The organism is Facklamia sp. P13055 (genome assembly GCF_050409445.1).
In the GTDB taxonomy this organism is placed as follows: domain Bacteria; phylum Bacillota; class Bacilli; order Lactobacillales; family Aerococcaceae; genus Facklamia.
In genome coordinates this window covers 1-15714 of the sequence record NZ_JBNUPL010000014.1, presented here as the reverse complement: position 1 = coordinate 15714, position 15714 = coordinate 1, and the positions used below count along the sequence as shown (strand labels likewise).

Annotated in this window: 11 protein-coding genes; 7 read left to right on the top strand and 4 right to left on the bottom strand. The window is 36.1% G+C overall.

Going from position 1 to position 15714, the window contains the following annotated elements; genetic code table 11:
- The first annotated feature begins 39 nt into the window (after window positions 1–39).
- The gene (locus ACQV2O_RS06215; RefSeq protein ID WP_428874102.1) at window positions 40–1137 is read left to right on the top strand and encodes a YkvI family membrane protein; all 1098 of its coding nucleotides are present in this window, start codon (window positions 40–42) and stop codon (window positions 1135–1137) included.
- 512 nt (window positions 1138–1649) lie between these two features.
- Here ACQV2O_RS06215 and ACQV2O_RS06210 read toward each other — a convergent pair.
- From ACQV2O_RS06210 to ACQV2O_RS06200, 3 genes are all read right to left on the bottom strand, one after another.
- A complete protein-coding gene (locus tag ACQV2O_RS06210; protein WP_428875270.1) occupies window positions 1650–3260 on the bottom strand; it encodes a hypothetical protein in 1611 nt (536 codons plus the stop codon).
- On the bottom strand, window positions 3253–3948 hold the full coding sequence (locus ACQV2O_RS06205) for an ATP-binding cassette domain-containing protein (RefSeq protein ID WP_428875269.1): 696 nt from the start codon (window positions 3946–3948) through the stop codon (window positions 3253–3255). Before ACQV2O_RS06205 ends, ACQV2O_RS06210 begins: the two co-directional genes overlap by 8 nt.
- A gap of 228 nt (window positions 3949–4176) precedes the next feature.
- Window positions 4177–4764 carry a TetR/AcrR family transcriptional regulator C-terminal domain-containing protein gene (locus tag ACQV2O_RS06200; RefSeq protein ID WP_428874105.1) on the bottom strand — a complete coding sequence of 196 codons (588 nt, stop codon included), beginning with the start codon at window positions 4762–4764 and terminating at the stop codon, window positions 4177–4179.
- Between the two features lie 164 nt (window positions 4765–4928).
- Between ACQV2O_RS06200 and ACQV2O_RS06195 the strand changes: the two genes are divergently transcribed.
- Window positions 4929–6992 (top strand): efflux RND transporter permease subunit, encoded by a 2064-nt coding sequence (locus tag ACQV2O_RS06195; protein WP_428875268.1) that lies wholly within the window; start codon window positions 4929–4931, stop codon window positions 6990–6992.
- A gap of 2 nt (window positions 6993–6994) precedes the next feature.
- The gene (locus tag ACQV2O_RS06190) at window positions 6995–8995 is read left to right on the top strand and encodes a hypothetical protein (protein ID WP_428875267.1); all 2001 of its coding nucleotides are present in this window, start codon (window positions 6995–6997) and stop codon (window positions 8993–8995) included.
- A 176-nt stretch (window positions 8996–9171) separates the two neighbouring features.
- Here the strand turns inward: ACQV2O_RS06190 and ACQV2O_RS06185 are convergent, their stop codons facing one another.
- Window positions 9172–9768: a hypothetical protein gene (locus tag ACQV2O_RS06185; protein ID WP_428875266.1), complete on the bottom strand. Its 597-nt coding sequence runs from the start codon at window positions 9766–9768 to the stop codon at window positions 9172–9174.
- A gap of 178 nt (window positions 9769–9946) precedes the next feature.
- On the opposite strand from ACQV2O_RS06185, the gene ACQV2O_RS06180 reads away from it, so the two are divergent.
- The 4 genes from ACQV2O_RS06180 (at window position 9947) to ACQV2O_RS06165 (ending at window position 15107) form a co-directional block, all read left to right on the top strand.
- Window positions 9947–10675: a LytR/AlgR family response regulator transcription factor gene (locus ACQV2O_RS06180; protein ID WP_428875265.1), complete on the top strand. Its 729-nt coding sequence runs from the start codon at window positions 9947–9949 to the stop codon at window positions 10673–10675.
- Complete coding sequence (locus tag ACQV2O_RS06175; RefSeq protein ID WP_428874110.1) at window positions 10668–11396, top strand: sensor histidine kinase; 729 nt, start codon at window positions 10668–10670, stop codon at window positions 11394–11396. The genes ACQV2O_RS06180 and ACQV2O_RS06175 overlap by 8 nt, the downstream gene beginning before the upstream one ends.
- A gap of 76 nt (window positions 11397–11472) precedes the next feature.
- A complete protein-coding gene (locus ACQV2O_RS06170) occupies window positions 11473–13293 on the top strand; it encodes an ABC transporter ATP-binding protein (RefSeq protein WP_428875291.1) in 1821 nt (606 codons plus the stop codon).
- On the top strand, window positions 13293–15107 hold the full coding sequence (locus ACQV2O_RS06165) for an ABC transporter ATP-binding protein (RefSeq protein ID WP_428875264.1): 1815 nt from the start codon (window positions 13293–13295) through the stop codon (window positions 15105–15107). The genes ACQV2O_RS06170 and ACQV2O_RS06165 overlap by 1 nt, the downstream gene beginning before the upstream one ends.
- Window positions 15108–15714 lie beyond the last annotated feature (607 nt).

Genomic DNA, 15714 nt, shown 5'->3' with positions numbered 1-15714 from the left:
AATGACAAGATGTTCGAAAGTAGAAAAGAGGGGGAAAACATGGAAAAATCAAAAATGAACATTTGGACGATTCTAGGATTTACAGGCGCGTGTATTGCCTTTTACATTGGGGCCGGATTTGCGACAATGCAAGAAGTAATGCAATATGAGGCTTCCTATGGCTCACGATTTTGGATTGTCATAGCTGTTGCGGCAATCATTTATGTCTATACGAATTTATCCTTTGCGACCAATGGTAATCGCTTGAAACTTGAAAGAGGCGGCGACATATACCAACATTATACCGGTAAGTACATCGGTGCTTTCTTTGATTATTTTTCTGCCTTTTTCTGTTATATGTGTTTTATCGTTATGTGTGGAGGGGCGAATGCTACGGCCTCTCAACAATGGGGATTAGCAAACGGAGTAGGTGCATTGGTTCTAACCATTGCAGTAGTTGCTACAGCTGTCTTTGGATTAGACGGAATTATCAAGGCACTTAGTAAAATAGGACCGATTATTATTATTCTTATTCTGATTGTATCAACAATTACTGCGATCACTGGCTTTCCAAACTTCAGCGAAAATGTAAGCGCAATTGATCGAGGCGTTTATGATTTGGTTCAAGTAGGCGGCGACAATCCATTTTTTTCAGGCGCATCATACGGTGGCTTTGTTATTTTGTGGTTTGCAGCTTTTCTATCTGAAATTGGTGCAAAAAACAAATTAAAAGAAGTGAACACAGGAATGCTTCTATCTACTTTATTCATTTTCGGGGCAGCAGCCATTTGTTGTATCGCTTTAATTAGCTACATTGGTGAAACTGGTAAGGCTGATATTCCAGCATTGGTATTAGCTAATAAAGTGAACCCGGTATTTGCGCAAGCTTTTGCCGTTATTGTTTTTGCTGGAATCTATACCACGGCAGTTCCTCTACTCTGGACAGGGGTGGGTCGTGTGGCCACAGATGGAAGCTCACGCTATAAAATCTTAACCATTTTGGGTGGAGTTATTGGAATGGTAATCGCTATTTTCTTGCCCTACAAGGATCTTGTAAATGTCCTTTATGGAATTAATGGGTATTTAGGATTTATTCTGGTTGGTTTTATGGTTGTTCATGATATCCGAACAAAAATGGGTTCAAAATTGATTCAATAAATTAAATGTCTATGCTCTATTTTAAATGGCTATTCTCTTTCTTCATTGATAGCAAAGGATCCAATCAACTAAGACCGCCATTCTTTGTGATTGCTTAAGTTCAAAATAGCATAATGTTTAAAGGCATGTTAAAGTTATAAAGGAAATTCTTAGTTTTTCTTTGTAAATGGTTAAGTGTATAGGTTAAAGAAGGGTTTTGACTGTAAGCTTTTTCCTTAACCAATGGGGAAAACAAAATCAAATGAATAAAAAGTAGGCAAATACAGACGGATAAATGAAGGTTTGAATAATATAGATGGTCTATGTAGTAGAGTTAAAATAGACTGGGCGATTATTGGATTGAGATTAAATAGCGAGAGAAAATAAAAGCACTCCCCTCAAAGTCATGTGGAATGGATTAGAAGGGAGTGCTATTCGCTGTGAGAAAAAGGTTTATTTATGGACTTTAAACGGTCATTTTATCAGATGGAAATTATTGAAATGATAAATATTTTGCATATTCTTTTGCGTATTTATCTCAGTCTAAAACGTTTGGGTCCAAATAAATAGACGATCATTATACCCAAAACAACATACAAGATCACGAATAAGAAAAAGCCGAATACCAAATAGTGAGTATAGGAAGATAATCTAACCATACTAAAATACAAAATATAGAGGACAAAATTGAGAATTCCAGTATAGACAGGGTTTTTTACCTTCATTTGATTGGTAAAGGGTTGAAACATATAATAAGCAAAAAGAAAATGAAAGGTCATAAAGACATACCCACTGATTAAACTGATGACCATCACTAAAAGGCTTTGACTATCGAATAGATCCCAATGATAATAGGTGAATAATAGACCAATTAAAGCGACAATAAATTGTGGACGATTGTACTTAAGCAACTGTTTTGTTCTAAAAACAATAGCAGTAGTTATATTTTCTTTCGCTCGATAAAAATGAAAGCTTAACAGTTTACGGTCCATATAGTAAAAGGTCGTTTTAGTAAAAAATTCACCCAAATACATTTTTCTAGCAATTAATAATAATACTAAGGGAATAAATTGTGAGAGCCCTTTGACATCGGCAGGAGAGAGGGGAACAAAATACTTTACGACATTAAGCATAACAAGAGTGATGCCAATGAAGGCTAATCGAATCAGGATTTTCTTTTTAAAGACTGAACCAATTCGGTCATAAAAAATCTTATTAAGATAGATAATTCCTTGATCATCAGAATAATCATTCTTTCCTATTCGGATATCTTTATCTTCCACTTTGGCGGACTGGCTATCTATTTCATCAACGAATTGTTGCGATTCAAGCAAGTCGCTGATATTTAAAGACTTCAAAATAAATTGTTCCAGATAAGTAGTTTTCAAAGTGAAAATAATGGTTAAAACGAGCATCAAAAGACCAGGGGCTAAAAAAATGACCGAGAAAAAGAAGGCATAGTTAAATCCTAAATCGATAAAAGTACCGACTATTGCCAAAAGAAAGCCTACTCCACAAGTGAAAAAAACTAGAAAATTAGCCACTTTTTTGCCGAGAGGATAATTGTTGCGACACAAGTAGAGAAAGATACTTCTAATAAATAATCTTAGTCCAATCGAAAAAATAACAAATGAAAAGCCTTCAAGTAAAGTGATCTTGAAAATAAAAGAAAAGAGGAACATCCCAATACTAAATCCGACGATTTTAGGTCCATACTTCAAAAGATCATTGGCGATAGAGTAAAATCTAGGATTCACTCTAAAGATCTTAATATGCATATATTTGTCTTCAGCGTTTTCAAAGGCGCTATAGATTTCAATCGCTACTGCCATCATTAGCATCACAATCGATAGATAAAAGGGTCCATAGCTCAAAAACATAATCTCTTCTGATTCGACATACTTATTCGAAAAAGTAGGAAGCAAAAGACCGATAAGCGCGATAAAAATTATATTTGTTACAATGGGTTTTATCATTTGAAAGATCACTGACAGGGGAGGTCCCCATTTAAGTAAGAATTTAGAGTGATATAACTTATTCGAAAAGATTTTTCCAATGAGAGGTATTCTTTGCAAATTAAAAATGAACCCATTGTAAAAACTAATCAGTTGGTATTGGATTAAAAAGGTTAATATTTTATTCACCTCCTTTGTCCTCCTTTAAAAGTTCGACAATTTTCGATTCAAAATCTTCATCTTTTTTTAGGTGTTCAAAGGGCATGCATTTTCCATCACTTAATATGACTATTTCATCACATAGTTCTTTGGCAAGTTCAAGCATATGCGTAGAGAGAATCAAAATATGTTCTTTTTTTAATTCTTTTAATATTTTCTTTATCTCAGCCGCCATTACAACATCGATGGAAGTCAGTGGTTCATCTAAAAGAATTATTTTTTGTTTTCCAATGATAATTGAGAGGAGCGAGAGTTTCGATTTCATCCCATGCGAATAGTCTTTGATTAAGCGGTGTCTGTCTTCTTCAGAGAACGCCATCAAATCCAGGTAATGATCGGGAGCTTGACCTTCTCCGTTTAAATCATTAAAAAACTTAACATACTCATAGCCTGTTAAGAAATCGGGCAAAAAATTTTCTGAAAATAGCATGCCAACCTGCTCATAGTTGATATCAGAAAGCCTTCCGTTTTCTTCAAGAAAAAAGAGACCACCACTTTGTTCTAGTTCACCATAAATAATATTGAAAAAGGTCGTTTTACCTGCTCCATTTTTCCCTAAAAGACCATATATTTTGCCTGCTTCAAACTCAAAGTTAACGTCTTTTAAGACTTGTGTTTCTTTAAAATCTTTTTTTAAGTGTTTTATTATTAACTTCATCCAATGGGCTCCTTACCTTTAATTAGTTTGAGTACTTTGTACCAGTAAAACTTAAGATAATAAAATCTTATCATACAAATTATTCATTAACGACTAAAAATTGAATGACAAAGGGGCTGATAACTGACGGTTTCGAGTATATTTCTGGCGAGTAAAGATCAAATAACTTTTATTAAGAAAACAAAGCCCCTGAGATCAGTCCAATCTGACTTCAGGGGTTTTTAATAGTTACTGATTAGCAAAGTGTTCATGTGTCCGTTCAAGATCAGGACGTATTCCTTCAAAGAGGGTAATAGAGATGTATTCAATATATTTTTCCTTATCTTTTTTATCCTTGTTGTGTGTCCAATTAGTCAGTAGGGAAGCAAAGGAATCGGTATAAAAGTCAATCAGGAAGTCCTTATAATCTTCAGGAATGACCATCTCTTTTGAAATGTCATCGACAATATTACGCATATTTTCAATGAAGTTATTATAGAAGAATTTTTTCAATTCATCTCTACCTAAGGCATTGATGGCTGAGCTAACTACGTGTTCATTTTCTTCCACATAGTTCATGGCAAAGCGCACCACTTCATCATATTCGGTAAAATAGTCATATTTTTGTATCGGTTCAATCGCTTCATCTTCAAACATCCAGTTGAGTAAATCGTAGATATTAGTAAAATGGTAATAAAATGTTTTGCGGTTGACGCCACAGTCTTCTACAATTTCACGAATCGATATCTTGTCTAAGGCTTTTTTATTCATTAGTTTCTTTAAAGAATCAGCTAAAGCTCTTTTCGTCATTGTTGTTGTAATTCGTTCTTTTTTCATACTTCCTCCTTGAATGAACAATCGGACAAATAATATAAAATGTCTAAAAATAGGTCAACTGTCCTTATATTGAACATTGTCTAATATATCTAGCTCTAATATACTCTAAAAGTAGTCGTTTAACAATCCTATTTAACGACAATATTTTTATTTAAGGAGGAAGTATGGAAAAAGTATTTAGAAAGATATTGCAGCATGACAAGCTTGTCTTGTTCTTTTTTATGATTGGCTCTGTAATAAGTCTATTAAGTGTGCCTAGAGTACAGGTGAACTATGATATGAATGATTATCTTCCTTCAGACAGTCCTTCTACGCAAGCTTTATCAATGATGGAGGAAGAGTTTGAAGGTCAAGTCCCTAATGCGCGTTTAATGCTAGAGAACCTAACCATTCCTCAAGCGTTAGCATTTAAGGATAAAATTAGTCAAATTAAAGGAGTGGATGAGGTCCTTTGGTTAGATGACACTGTTAACATAACGGAACCATTGGATCAATATGATCAAGAGCTTGTTGAGGCTTATTATAAAAACCAAAATGCATTGTATTCAATTACTATCGATGAAAGAGAGCGAATAAAAGCGGTTGATGCTCTGCGCGATTTGATAGGAAATAGGGGATATTTGGAGGGAGCGGCGGTTAACACGGCAGTTGCAGCTGAATCCACGGTTGAAGAAATCGGTAAAATCATTAAGGTTACGATTCCAGTTGTCTTAGTTATTTTATTAATTACGACCAATTATTGGTTTGAGCCCCTTATTTTATTGTTAACGATTGGGGTATCAATTCTTTTAAATGCTGGGTCAAACTTGCTTTTTGGTACCATTTCCTTTGTAACCAGCGGTGCTGGCAATATTTTGCTCTTAGCAGTATCGCTTGACTATTCGGTCTTTTTACTCCATCGTTTTGAAGAAAATCGGCAGCTAGGTATGGAAGCTGAGGCAGCGATGGTCAAAGCTTTAAGTCAATCACGTGGTTCGATCGCTTCTAGTGGCTTGACCACCGGCATTAGTTTTGCTGCATTGACCTTAATGCAATTTAAAATTGGCCCTGATTTAGGTATAGCCTTAGCTAAAGGGATTGTGATTAGCTTACTTACTGTTTTTATCTTATTACCAGTCTTGGTTATAAAAACCTACCGTTTAATGGAAAGGACGAAACATCAACCACTTCTACCACAATTTAGAAGATTAGGTAAGGGCGTTACTAAAATGATGTTTCCATTAGTAGTTGTTTTTGCTATTTTGGTAGTTCCTTCTTTTTTAGCGCAAAAGGAAAATAACTACTATTACGGCCCTGAACATATATTTGGACCAGAGACAAAACTGGGTCAAGATTCTGCGAAAATCAAGGAACACTTTGGTCAGTCCAATCGGATGGTTTTAATTGTACCTAAAGGTGAGCAGACTAAAGAAATCGCTCTGAGTAATCAGTTGAAAAAAATTCCTGAGGTCAAGGAGATCATTTCTTATGTAGATACCGTTGGGCCTGAAATCCCAAAAGAGTTTTTAGATGCAGAGACCCTAAAGCTATTAGAATCAGAAAACTATAGTCGAATGATTCTAACAGTTGATTCGGAATATGAAGGAGAAAAATCTTTTAACTTAGTTGAGGAAATACGTGAGGCAGCTGATAAATTCTACCCTCATCAAGCCCATTTGGCGGGAGAAAGTGCGAGTACTTACGACCTAATGGATACCATAACAAAGGATAACTTGAGCGTCAATTTGATCTCAACAGCTGCTGTATTCATTGTTTTAGCCATTAGTTTCAAATCAATAATTATTCCATTCATCTTGGTTTTATCCATCGAAACAGCTGTTTGGATTAACTTAGCCACTCCTTATTTCACTGATCAGGTTCTTTTTTATTTTTCATATTTACTTGTAGGAGCGATTCAATTGGGGGCTACTGTTGATTATGCCATATTGCTGGCAAGAAGATATTTAGAAAACCGTGAAAGGCTTGAGAGAAAAGCAGCCATTATCGAAACGATTTCTAATGTTACGGTTTCAATTATGACATCCGGATCTGCCATTGTTTTAGTAGGGTCACTACTTGGTTATATAACGACCCACGGTATTTTAATGCAATTAGGAAGGCTGCTAGCTAGGGGATCAGTCTTTTCTATTTTAATTGTCCTTTTTGTTTTACCTGGTTTGCTTTATTTATTTGACAAGCCGATTGAAAAATTAACTTATGGTTTAAAATTCGTGAAGGAGGAACACTAAATATGAAGACTCAATTAATCAATAAATTGGTAAGTGGAATAGTTATTATGAATATTTTAAGCAGCAGTTTACCCAATGTTTTGGCAAGGGAAGTGAATTTAGCTAAAGAGGAGGTTGTGTATGGACTGTTAAATTATGACGGAAGTCTTAATGATGCCTATATAGTTAATATTTTTGATCAGGAAGGGGATATTACCGATTACGGTGACTATACTGAGGTTAGAAATATGACATCGGAGACTGAGTTGAAGCTAAAGGAGGGAAAGGTCGACTTTACGAATGGTAAAGATAAGCTGTATTATGAAGGGAAATTAAATAATCAACAACTACCATGGGCAATTTCGATTAAGTATTTACTTAATCAACAAGAAGTAAGCGCTCAAGACTTGGTGGGTCAATCAGGCGATTTGGAAATACAATTAAGGATTAAAGAAAATGAACAAGTGGATCCTTTCTTTTTTAATAATTATGGTCTTCAGGCTACTTTAGTTTTTGATACTGAAAAAGTAAAAGCTATTCAAGCAGAAGAAGCAACTATCGCTAATGTGGGGAAAAACAAACAATTAACTTATACTGTTTTACCTAAACAAGGTGCCAATTTTTCAATCAAGGCTAAAGTAGAAAATTTTGAAATGGAGCCAATCGCTATTAATGGTATCAATATCAATTTGGGATTTGATTTGGAAGATGCCAACTTGCTTGAAAAAATTGAAGAATTACAAAGTGGTGTTAAGCAAATAGATGAGGGGGCAGGCGAATTAAAAGATGGAGCTTTGCAATTAAGTGAAGGGTCTGGTCAATTAGCAAGTGGTAGTCAGCGTTTAGAAGAAGGAGCTGTCAGGGTAAATAACGGAATTGTCACGCTAAAAAAAGGGATTGAGCAAATGCATGCCGGATTAGTGGAGCTCGATAGTCATTCCGAAGAATTGAGACAAGGTTCGGATCAATTTAAAGCACTAATCAATGCATCGAATGATCAATTAAGCTTGCTAGCAGAAAAGTTAGGTAAGCTGCAACAATTAAATCAAGCATCGATCGAAATGCAAGCCGGAATAGGGGAGTTAAATAGTGGGATTACCCAATTGAATCAAAGTGTAGGCTACCAGCAATATACAGCAGCTTTAGGACAGAATGGTTTAGACATGCAGCAATTGCAAGCAGGCAATAATAATGGAATGCAAGCCGTAAACAATTTAAACCTATCCTTATCCAGTGTCGCTTCTCAAATCAGGGCTTCAGAAATTGAGAATAAGGAAGAGCTAGCTGCTCAGCTTGATCAAGTCATTGCTCAGACACAAGCAGCGAATTTGGAACAAGTACTTGCGGCTAACAATGCGATGATTGATGCCACAGCCCAATATTTAGAGACAGTTTCTAGCTCAACTATGCAACTACAAGCAGGTAGTCAAGAGTTGACGACTGCTTATTCAGACTTTCACGCAGCCATTCAAGCAATGGTTAGTACTTCAGATGAGCTAGTAGCTGAACTACCTAAATTAAGTAGCGGTGTGGAAGATTTGGCAGTTAAATATACTCAATTTGATCAAGGACTCGAGGATTATACGGGATCTCTTGGAAAGCTTGTGTCCAGTCATCAAGCTATTTTAAATGGTATTAGAAGTTTAAGTGAGGGCAGCGCTTCATTAGTGGAAGGCAGTTCTTCATTAGACGCTAATTTGAATCGATTAGTTAACGCTTCTAATGATTTATATGAGGGCAGCGACAAACTAAAGCAAGGTTCTAATAAGTTTAAGAATAAAACAGCCGGCTTAGATCAAGAAGTAGAGCAAGAAATTGATGCGACTCTTTCTGAACTGACAGGAAATGCCAATCAACCGATTTCTTACGCTTCAAGCAAGAATGGAAAAATCAAGTCCGTGCAGTTTGTCTTGAAGACAGAAAAAATACAAGCAGACAAAGAAGAGCCAGAACTCGAGCGAGAAGAATCGCAACCTTCAGTCTGGGAAAAAATAAAAGATTTATTCCAAAAGAAAGAGGATTAAATAATTCATAAAATATTTATAGTTGTTGAATAATTAGTAGCCTAAAAGCAAAACAGTTCGAATAATCGCTTGAAGGGGTAACTGAGAAGAGGCGATTTGACAAAGATTTAATTTAAAAAATACTAAAACTATAAAAGAAGTTAGACTAAAGTGTCTAACTTTTTTTATAGGAGAGACTATTTTTTCTTAGCATTCAAGTCAATCGACCCAACTAAATAGGAGCGGCAATCTTTGTTGTCATTTAGCTTTAAGATAGCATTATGTTCGAAGGGTTCGTTAAAGTCATACAGAAAATCGTTATTTTTAGTTTTGTAAATATTTAAACCATACAGGAGAAAGAAAGGGTTGGGCTGCAAACTCTCACCTTCAACCATCATTGTAAATAAAGTTAAATGAATAAATAGGTAGGCTAATACAGAAGGCCATGTGAATGACTGAATCATATAGACCGTCGTCACATTGGAAATCAAAAAAGAGACGGGTTGACCATTGATATCGGTGATTTTATCTTTGGTAAAGTCTTCTATATGATATTGGTCTTGCTGAATATAGGCTTTACGGGCGTATTGCTTTTTCAAATGGGCATAGAGCCATCTACTTAAAAGACCTAAAACGAATAGGACCACGAGGACAATCAATATAACATGAAAATGATTGAGCTTGTATTGATCAAAGTTACTATAGAGTATTTTTAACGTGAACAAAATAATTGATAGGGACATGGAGCTGATATAATAGATAATTTGATAAAGTCTTGGTAAGTCTTTTAACATACTATTCCTTTCTTTTGCCAAAGTAACGTACATAGTTAGTAAACCATAATATTTAATAAAATAAGAATGATATGCTTCAATCAAAACAATTACTGTTTAATTTTTAAATGTGTAATCGTTTTTAATCTTTTTTCAATTATTTGCTATAATAAGAGAAAATTGACGACGGAGGGTAGTTATGCGTATTGTTCAGATAGTCCTAGCAGAGGATGAAGCGATTCAACGAAAAAACATGACACGAATGATTGAAGCAGCGTGTCAAACACTCCATATCAAGCCGATTATTACTTGTTATGAATCCGCCGAGGCTTTTTTATTTCATTTAGAAGACCATCAAGAATGGCAAATCGCTTTTCTCGATATTGAAATGGCTGAAATCAATGGCATGGAATTAGCCCATCAATTAAAAGAAAAGGCCCCTTATTTAAAAATTATTTTTGCTACGGCTTATGCGGAATATGCTGTGGAAGGCTACCAAGTAGATGCGCTAGATTTTTTGTTAAAGCCGATTAATACAACAGCAATAGAGCGGGCACTTTCTAAATATCTGCTGATTCAACCGAAATCTGAACGTTTTCTGATAGTTGAAGACCTGATAGGAAAGCAACATGTCTTGGAACTTGATGATTTGATCCTGGTTGAGGTTAATAAACGTGAGTTGCGGTTAGTTTTATTAGACCAAGAGCTTTTTATAACAGGGGCCTTAGCTCGTTTTAAAGAGGACTTAGACCAACGGTTTGTAGCACCACATCGTTCTTATTTAGTTAATTTGAATCATGTTGAGAGTATTGGGAAAGAAGAAGTCATTCTTTCTTCTGGTGCAAAGGTTCCTCTCTCGCGTCGCTCAGTCAAGACTATTCAAAAGGCTTTTATCGATCATTACAAAGGAAGTGCCTTTTATGGTTAAAGCGTTAGTAAGCTTAGTGCTTTTTGTTTTATTGCTGAGTCTGTGGTATATCTACCGTTTAAGATTGGATTTGCGTTTTCATCAAATTCAGCAAAAGGAATTGGATGACTATGCACTGGAAGTCGAGTCAATCTACCGGCAGATGCGGGGTATCCGGCATGATTACCGCAATCATCTTCAAGTCATTCAAGCCTATTTAACCAGTCAAGACTATCAAGCCTTGGATCAGTATCTGCAAGAACTAACGAATGAAATGAATCAAGTGGATACGATTATTCGGACCGGAAACACCTTAATTGATGCCTTGGTTAATACCAAGTTGACTCGGGCTCAAGCAAAGGGAGTCGACGTTCATGCCAACGCAATCGCCCCTAAAAATCTAAGTATTCATTCGACGGATTTAGCCGTTATTTTAGGGAATTTATTAAACAATGCACTTGAAGCAACCATTCATGCAAAGGATAAGCAGCCGGCCTTTATCCGTTTATACATTGCCCCCTTAAAAAACACTTTTTATATCAGCGTTCAAAACTCCATGGCTCAAAGACCCAGACAGAACTTCTTATCTTTAAAAGCGCTCAACCGGCAAGGCTTTGGGTTAAAACGGATTGATGCGGCAGTCAATAAAAATCAAGGCATTGTTAATAGACAATGGGAAGAAGGGGTTTTTGCGACAGAAGTTACCTTGCCTTTGCAAAATGACCACTCATGTCAAAATTAGAACCATTGATGCACTTTCTGTTTTGAAGGTGCATTTTCCTTCTATAATATTGTCAAGAAAAGGAGAGGTGATTGCAATGAGAGACCGCACCCATACTTTAAAATTTTTAGTCACTCTTTTGTGGCAATTTGATCAATGTTTTTTCTTTTATTATTTCCTCGATATTGTATTAAGAATTATGACCCCCCTTTATCAACTATTTGTATCGGTCCATCTTATTTCTATATTAATGAAAGAAAGTGACCTCTTATCCTTTTCAAAGCAAGTGTTAGGAGTCATCGGTGGATTAATTGTTTTGGAAGCTTTAAAAACATTTGTATTGACTACCATAGAAAAGCATAGAGTATCATTTCACATACATATGTTTAATGATGTTTTTGCAGAAAGAGCAAGATTGGATTATCCTCTGTTAGTCGGGTCAGATGCCGCTAAACTCTTTGATAATGCGTCACGGTGTTTAGACCATAGTGAGGAAGCATTGGGTGGTATCATTGCGAACTCTGCTGAAGTGATGATTGCCTTGCTATCCGTTTTAATCTACATCAATGTTTTAGCTCAACTGTCTAGTATCTTTCTCTTGTTACTGGTCGTGATGATCAGTGGCTTATTGGTAATCAAGCATTTCCAAAATAAATTATTAAAGGCTAATCGTCCCCTTCATGTCAAGAATAATACGAAGTTTAGCTATTTGAATCATACGATGGGAGATCAACGAGTGGCTAAAGATGTTCGACTCTATTCCATGAGCGCTTGGTTTAAGGACATTTTCGATCAACTTTGGGCAGACTATGAAAGGATTGTGCGCCCTGAGAATAAATGGAAACGGATTGAAGGGCTCTATGTAATGGGCATGCTAGTGATCATGATGGGCCTTGCATATCATCAAAGTGTGCAAGAGATTCGAGCAGGCCAAATGGAGCCGTCAAACTTTTTGATTTATGCGAGCTTGGTAACCATGATGGCAAGCAGTTTAACCAACTTTATTAATGCGAGCGCCACCTTTTTCTTACAAAATGAAAAGTTAATGGCTCTGTATTATTATTTTAACCAGAGACCCGTCTTGAACCACCAGCCGCACGAAGCAATACCACAAGAAATTAAAACAATCGAGTTTCGTAATGTGACCTACACTTATCCGAATGCGAACCGACCGATTATTAACAACTTCAATTTAAAGATTCATGCTAATGAAAAGCTAGCTATCGTGGGTGAAAATGGAGCAGGCAAAACCACTTTAATTAAATTAATGCTAGGACTTTTAAAACCCGATCATGGTGAAGTATTAATCAATGGCATTGATCGAAGTAAATTTGCTATTGAAGATTATTACCGCCTGTTTGCGCCTGTTTTTCAAGATAATTATCTTTTTACGTTTACGATCAAAGACACTATTCTTCAAGGATATGAGGAAGATGCGCTTCGTTACCACCAAGTGCTCAATCAAAGTGGTATGGCTAAAGTGGTGGCCAGTTTGCCTCAGGGCGATCAAACTGCCATTGTTCGTGAAGTAAATAGTGAAGGCATGCAGTTATCCGGTGGACAATTACAAAAATTAAAGTTAGCGCAAGCTTTATACAAAAAAGCTCCAATATTAGTGCTTGATGAACCGACAGCGGCTCTTGACCCGATTAGTGAGAGTGAAGTCTATCAGAATTATTTAGCCTTTTCGAAAGGGAAGATCGCCCTGTTTATATCCCACCGTCTAGCCTCGACCCAATTTTGTGAGCGAATTATATATTTACATAAGGGGCAAGTAGCAGAAGAGGGAAGTCACAAAGACTTAATGCAAGAAAAGGGCGCTTATTATCATATGTTTGAAACGCAAGCTTATTATTATCGGGAGAAGATCACAGAGCCTGAGAGTGAAGAACTTAGTGAGCAAGGAGGATTAATCTAATGACCAAGCGCCAATTATTTCTAAGAACATTTAAAGATATCTGGCAGTACGGTAAGCAAGGGCTTCTTTATAAGTTAGTAATCAGTATTTTTTCTAGTGCCATTCCTTTCTTAAATTTCATCTACATTGCTCAAATCCTAACTCATTTAGCAGCCAAAGATTTCGACCACGTCTATCAGCTAATTGCTCAATACCTCGTGCTCTTTTTAATTTTAAATACGCTGGTCCATTGGTTAAAACCAATGGTCGACAAAAAACATCAAGCCATACTGCGTAAAATAACGGCTTTACCTAACGAAAAATTACTGGTCATGAATTTCCACTATGCGGATGAGGCGACGATTAAGGAAAAAATCCACCAAATAAACCGTGATCAAATTCAAAATGCTTCCAGTTTCAAAGTTATTTATCATAACACTTACTTATTAGTGGAAGCTCTCGTTCAAATTGTTTTTGCCCTTATTCTTTTAACGCCTTTGTGGCAATTGGATAAAGGGTATCCTTTCAATTGGTTTCATCCTTATAGTTTAAATGGTATACTCATTGTTCTTATTATAGTAGTCATCACGCTTCAGACAATTTGGTCTCAAAAAACCATGCAAGGAGTGGACGAGTTATCCGGTTGGTTACTTAAGACGAATAATGCCTTTAATTATTTGGCTCATAACCTGAGTGAAGTAGAAGCTGGGAAAGAAGTGAGACTGTATCATTTACAAGATAAAATTAAACAGCATACGCAAAGGTATTTGGATGAATATAAGGTGTTTGAGAGAGTGTACTATGGAGGCTTTGGTAAAGTTCGCTTAATCAACAATGTGGGTTCACAACTTGTCACCGGAGCCATTTATTTATTAATTGGGGTACGTGTTATTTCTGGGAATTTATCGGTAGGCTTGGTTGTTCAAATGATTGGAGGGATCAACCAATTGATGGTGTCTTTGATTGAAGCCATGGCGTTTTTAAACATTTTTGCCCAAACAGCTCCCATGCAAAGGTACTATGAATTAATGGATTTACCTGATGAAGAAGCCAAAGGTTCTCTTCCGATTGAAAAAAGACTGGATAATGATTACCAATTGACTGTAAAGAACCTTTCTTTCACTTTCCCAGGTGCTGATCAAGCAACCTTACAGGGTATTACTGAAACGTTTGAAGTGGGCAAACACTATGCGATTGTTGGAGAGAATGGATCCGGTAAGACGACATTCATAAAAGTGTTGATGCGACTTTATGAACCTACTCAAGGAAAAGTTCTATTGAATAAAATTGATGCCGATAAATACGCTTTAAAAGAATTTTACCAATTATTCTCCGTAGTTTTTCAAGATTTCCGGTTGTTAGGACTTTCTATGGCAGAAAATATTGCAGTTCGACCAGATTATGATCGCCATCAAGTAAATAATGCGCTTAGAGAACTAGGTCTGAACGATTTTGTAGAAACGCTTGATAGAGGAATTGAAACATATTTAGGCACGGAGTATGATCCTGAGGGGGTCCATGTTTCTGGTGGGCAGGCTCAAAAAATTGCCATGGCCCGTGCCATATATAAAGATGCGCCAGTTTTTATTCTAGACGAGCCGACGGCAGCCTTAGATCCGGTGGCTGAATTTGAAATTTACCAAAATTTTTCCCAAATTGTAAGGGATAAAACAGCCTTCTATATTTCCCACCGTTTGTCTTCTTGCCGCTTTTGTGATGAAGTTCTCGTTTTTGATCGAGGACGAATTGTTCAAAGAGGTAGTCATGAAAACTTGGTTCACCAAGAAGGTAAATACAAGGAGTTGTGGCAAGCACAAGCACAGTATTATCAGTAAACAGTCACAGACATCTCTTGTTTTTGAGATGTCTGTAGTTGTATAGTTTTCGTTTTAAATAGTTGCCTTAAGTAACTCTTGTTCAGAATGATGGAAGGAAAACGCGTTGAAAAGTTTAGGCCCTGCACCCATCCAAACAGGATAGGAAGCACTATTAGCTGAAAATCGTTCATTGCTCAGAGCGAAGTTGATTTTTATTGGCCTGTTAAAGGTAAATTTATTTTTAATATCTAGTCGCTTATATTTTTAATATAAAGAGAGTTTTAAGCAATATCATCATATTAGTATTATAATATAATAATGTAAAACTTTTGATGTTGATTAAGATTCATTATGCAATTATAGGATAAGAAGTAATAATGTGAAAAAATTGTTCAACCACTGATAAAAAAGTGGCCGGTTTTAGCCACACTATTAATGAGTGTAATAATAAGTGGATTTACGGTTAATGCTCAAAATAAATAGCCATCCAACCAAGAAACCTATTCTATTATAACTGCTTCTGATTATGCACCTTTTGAATTTACCGATGATGAAGGTAATCTTAAAGGAATGTCAACCGTAAATGAAAATGTCCTGAAATTTTAAAAATTTGCGGGATAAAACT

What these genes read in the sequence shown, in the direction of transcription:
- ACQV2O_RS06215 (WP_428874102.1), top strand. Translation starts at nt 40, where the DNA reads ATGGAAAAATCAAAAATGAACATTTGGACGATTCTAGGATTTACAGGC.
- ACQV2O_RS06205 (WP_428875269.1), bottom strand. Translation starts at nt 3,948, where the DNA reads ATGAAGTTAATAATAAAACACTTAAAAAAAGATTTTAAAGAAACACAA.
- ACQV2O_RS06200 (WP_428874105.1), bottom strand. Translation starts at nt 4,764, where the DNA reads ATGAAAAAAGAACGAATTACAACAACAATGACGAAAAGAGCTTTAGCT.
- ACQV2O_RS06195 (WP_428875268.1), top strand. Translation starts at nt 4,929, where the DNA reads ATGGAAAAAGTATTTAGAAAGATATTGCAGCATGACAAGCTTGTCTTG.
- ACQV2O_RS06190 (WP_428875267.1), top strand. Translation starts at nt 6,995, where the DNA reads ATGAAGACTCAATTAATCAATAAATTGGTAAGTGGAATAGTTATTATG.
- ACQV2O_RS06185 (WP_428875266.1), bottom strand. Translation starts at nt 9,768, where the DNA reads ATGTTAAAAGACTTACCAAGACTTTATCAAATTATCTATTATATCAGC.
- ACQV2O_RS06180 (WP_428875265.1), top strand. Translation starts at nt 9,947, where the DNA reads ATGCGTATTGTTCAGATAGTCCTAGCAGAGGATGAAGCGATTCAACGA.
- ACQV2O_RS06175 (WP_428874110.1), top strand. Translation starts at nt 10,668, where the DNA reads ATGGTTAAAGCGTTAGTAAGCTTAGTGCTTTTTGTTTTATTGCTGAGT.
- ACQV2O_RS06170 (WP_428875291.1), top strand. Translation starts at nt 11,473, where the DNA reads ATGAGAGACCGCACCCATACTTTAAAATTTTTAGTCACTCTTTTGTGG.
- ACQV2O_RS06165 (WP_428875264.1), top strand. Translation starts at nt 13,293, where the DNA reads ATGACCAAGCGCCAATTATTTCTAAGAACATTTAAAGATATCTGGCAG.